This window comes from Methylomonas sp. BG-2 (assembly GCF_057766305.1).
The window spans coordinates 1-3,828 of record NZ_JBYMAP010000307.1; the positions used below are offsets into that span (position 1 = coordinate 1).

General features: G+C 58.7%; 3 protein-coding genes. 2 read left to right on the plus strand and 1 reads right to left on the minus strand.

Translation table 11 applies throughout. The features are described from left to right. Positions 1 to 318: 318 nt before the first annotated feature. Positions 319 to 2,484, plus strand: a complete 2,166-nt coding sequence (locus AC3B8H_RS19225) for a zeta toxin family protein (RefSeq protein ID WP_488443134.1) — start codon at positions 319 to 321, stop codon at positions 2,482 to 2,484. Between the two features lie 124 nt (positions 2,485 to 2,608). Here AC3B8H_RS19225 and AC3B8H_RS19230 read toward each other — a convergent pair whose 3' ends face one another. Further along, complete coding sequence (locus tag AC3B8H_RS19230; RefSeq protein ID WP_488443135.1) at positions 2,609 to 3,229, minus strand: hypothetical protein; 621 nt, start codon at positions 3,227 to 3,229, stop codon at positions 2,609 to 2,611. 213 nt (positions 3,230 to 3,442) lie between these two features. Here AC3B8H_RS19230 and AC3B8H_RS19235 point away from each other — a divergent pair. Next, positions 3,443 to 3,828, plus strand: a 386-nt coding sequence (locus tag AC3B8H_RS19235; protein ID WP_488443136.1) for a hypothetical protein, incomplete at its 3' end; no start/stop codon positions are given.

The window sequence follows — 3,828 nt, forward strand, 5'->3', positions numbered from 1 at the left end:
CTCGACGAAATCGCCGGCGGCACCGGCGACCGCTATCTGCTGAAAATCGCCGACGGCGCCATTTATCTGGCGGCGGATATTCATTTGGTGATAGCCGCCGGCGCGAATCTGGCCGCGATAAATTGTCTGGCGGACGCGGATAGTTAATTCGGCATTGGCGTTGCCGGCCCCGCCTCGGCGGGAGCTCGTCAAGCCGTTTTCGCTCCCCGCCGCATCTCGCGTTATCATGCCCCCGCCGCCAGTCGGCTATAAATAACAATAACGAGAAAGCCGCCGGACTCGCCCGCATCGAGAACCGGCGGCAGCTTGGGGGAGCGCATGAATTCAAATCCCGGCCGGAATATCCCGGCCTATCGCCAACTCAAACGCTTGCGGACCGCGTTGGCGGTCGCGCAGGGCGTGCGCTTGCAGGCCAAATTGGCCCAGGAGCTGGAAGCCACGGTTTCGCACGACCAGACCAAGCGCGTGACCTATCTGACCAGCCTGTTCACCCGGATCCACCGGGAAATGTTCAGCGACTGGAAGGAGCAGGTAACGGTCCACCACCGGCCTGGCACGATGCCGGAAGCCGATTGCCGCACCCGATTTCGGATCGCGATTGAAAGCCTGGTGCTCGACGGCGACGACAATCTCGAAACCGCCTTGTTCGACAACAACGGTTTCGTGGTGCGCAGCGCCGATATCGCCGACCGGCTCGCCAAGCTGTACCAAGCCTTGCGCGGCATTCGGCCCTACGGCTACGGCAACCGGATCACGTTGGATTTTTTCATTACCGCGCTCGGCAATTTGCCGGCCTTCAAGGCGGTCTATGAGCAGGGCATCGATTTTCGCCGGCTGAGCTGCGACGACGCCCGCGCCTTGCACGATCCGGCCGCCAATCACACCGCGTTGCGCCTGGCCTTCGAGCACGCGCTGGAACCGGCGCGCACCCAAAGCTTGGGCAATCAGGCCAACCGTTACGGCAAGTGGCCGGAAAACAAGTATTTCCTGCAAGGCTTGCCGTTTTTGTCCTACACCACCGCCGACGGCGTTAAATGTCTGGTCACCGTGACCGGCGGTCTGGTGCCGTTGAGCTGCATCCGGGCCGAGGAATTCATTACCGGCCAACATTTCGTCGACAATCCGCTCGGCGTGTCCGAGAGCGTTGTCGGCTATTTGCCGGGCACCGAGGATTTGCGCCAACCCGGCAAGACCGAGATCGACGCAATCCCGATCCGCGCCGACGGCGTGGCGCCGCTGTTTTGCCTGGACATCAACATCCTGACCTCGCTGCGGCCGCCCAGCCACGCCGAGCTGCTGGATTTGCTGAAGCAATGCGCCGGCGAGCAGGCCAGTTTGTTCGTACTGGCCGGTAACGAGCCGCTGAAAAACAAGATGTTGGCCGCCAGCCACGGCGAGAACCGCTTGATGCGCACCGTGGAGATTGCCTACCAGCGCTTGACCAAAATCGACGGGATACTTTCGACGATACTCGAGGCGATTTTCGCCGGCAAAACCCCGGTCGAGCAGCCGACCTTGTTCATGTGCATGGGCGGGGCCGGGGCCGGCAAGACAGCGGTCGAGGAAATCGCCAAGGCGCAATGCGGCGATAATTTCGTGATCGCCTCGCTCGACGAATTTCGCAAACTCAGCGATTTGTACCGCTTGCTGACCGCCGCCGACCACCACAGCGACGACTATGTTTACGTCGAACCCTTCGCCAACCGCTTGCGCGATTTGGTGGCCGAACAAGCCCGCTTGCGGCGCATCAACATTCTTTACGACGGGACGGCCATCCCGTATCAGCCGCGTTACTCGACCATCGTCCAGCACTACCACGCCGCCGGCTTCAACACCCGGATCGCGGCGGTCGACGCGTTTTTAGTCAAGCCGGCCGGCCGCGAGCAGGAGCTGTCGCGGGCCGGGGTGATCGGCAGCGTCACGGCCCGCTTCGAAACCACCGGCCGCGCCCTGCCCTGGGTGGTGACGATAGACAAGCACATCCGCTCGCCGCACGCCTTTTTGCTGGCTTTGGCCGATACCGCGCTGGACAAATTGGCCTTGTTCGCCAACGACGGCGAGCGCGACCGCCATTATCTGGTTGCGGAAAGTTTCGTATGCGGCGACGACGAGGTGCGGGCGATGCAGCGCCACCAGCTCAACGGCAGTCTGGCGCAACACTGGCGAAGCTTAATTTGCCAGCGGCCGGATTCGGTGTTGAAAAATCTGGCCGCCGACCGCGCCGGCCTGGACGCCTTGATCGCCCGCAACCCGGCGCTGAACGAGGACAACGTCGGCTATCTGATTTACGCCGGTAGCGAGACCAACCGGGTGCTGGCGATCTACCATTTGCGCCGCTTGGTGGATTTCGTACAAAAACGCCAGCTTAACCCCAACGCCTCCGGCGAAGACGGCTTGCTGCACAAACCCGCGGCGCTGGCCTTCCACGTCGATCCGGCGGCCAAGGAATCCTGGACGACGCGGTTGCAGGGGAGTGTGGAGTAAGGATGGAATGGCGCGAGCGGGGGCGTAAGGCTTGCGACCCGTGAGTAGATGTAGGATACGCATCGCGTACCATTGAAAGGCCGTCATGGTGGCGAAAACCGGAAGGTACGCGGTAGGTATCCGATTACGGCGCGCAGCTGACGACCAACTCGTCGCTAAATTGGCCGACTTCCACATCCTTGATCACATAAACCGCCGTGTAGCGGCGCAATTCAGGCTTGCCGGCCACCAATAGCGGGCGGTTATCGACATAGCGGGTTTGAGTATCCCGGGCCAAAAATACAAACTCGCTTTCATTCTCGCGCTGGGAATAAATATTGATACCGTCGCTTTTGTATTTTTGAAAACTCAACACCACATTACCGCCTGTCTGATCGGCAGCCTTCAGCACCGGTTTGGCGTCGGTTAAATCGGTATTGATTTCCGCACCGACGATACCCAACAAACTACCCAAGGCGTCGGTATAGCCGGGATGAGCCTTGATGCGCCGCGCCAGCGCTCTCACCTTGTTCTCGAATTGGCCGCGATAAGCCTGCTTATCGGCGGTCGCATGATGCGCGGCCGCGGCGGCAATATTGGCGGCGGATACCTTGCCATGCAATTCTTGATTATCGGTATTGCAAGCGGCAATGTCCTCATCGGATAAACCCAGCTGGTTTTTTAACGCGGCTAGATTGAGGATAAACCGGTCATGCCACATCAATAACTCACCATCCGGACGGGGAAAATAATCTGATTTAGCCATCAGTGTGCTCCTTAAAAAAAACAACGATATGCAAGCCGGTAGCAGCCGACAGGCCGAATTTCCGGCGAAAGTATTGGGATCTATCAATGGGAAATGACTAGTGGTAGAACTATGTCGCAAATGAGTATAGATAAGCCCGCAACTTACACAAGTGCGGCTAAATGTCGCGCGGTTGCATCATAAATTCGGCCGAAGGCGCAGACATACGCTTAAATGACACTTCCGAAGCACTCGTGCGGATTGCCGACCACCGCGAAGGCGTTCCAAACCGTCCCGGCGGCATATAAAAATCCCCTGACGGCATATCCCAATGTCCGGAATGCACCTCCGCAGACCTGGAAGGCACCCCCACCAGGCTCGAAGGCGCAACCAAGAGACGCGAAGGCACCGCCGGACTTGTCGGGGATACCGCCGAGAGCTTTTTATACGCCGCTGGCTTGGGTTTATATGCGGCCGGGACTGATGGGAGTATGTTCTGAACGCTTTTTTAATCTACTAAATTCGAATTCAAACCCAATTTTCTTCTTTTATTTAGACAATGTTTTAACCATAACTACCAGCGATCATGCGCCGCCACAACATCGTCAGCACCATAAATT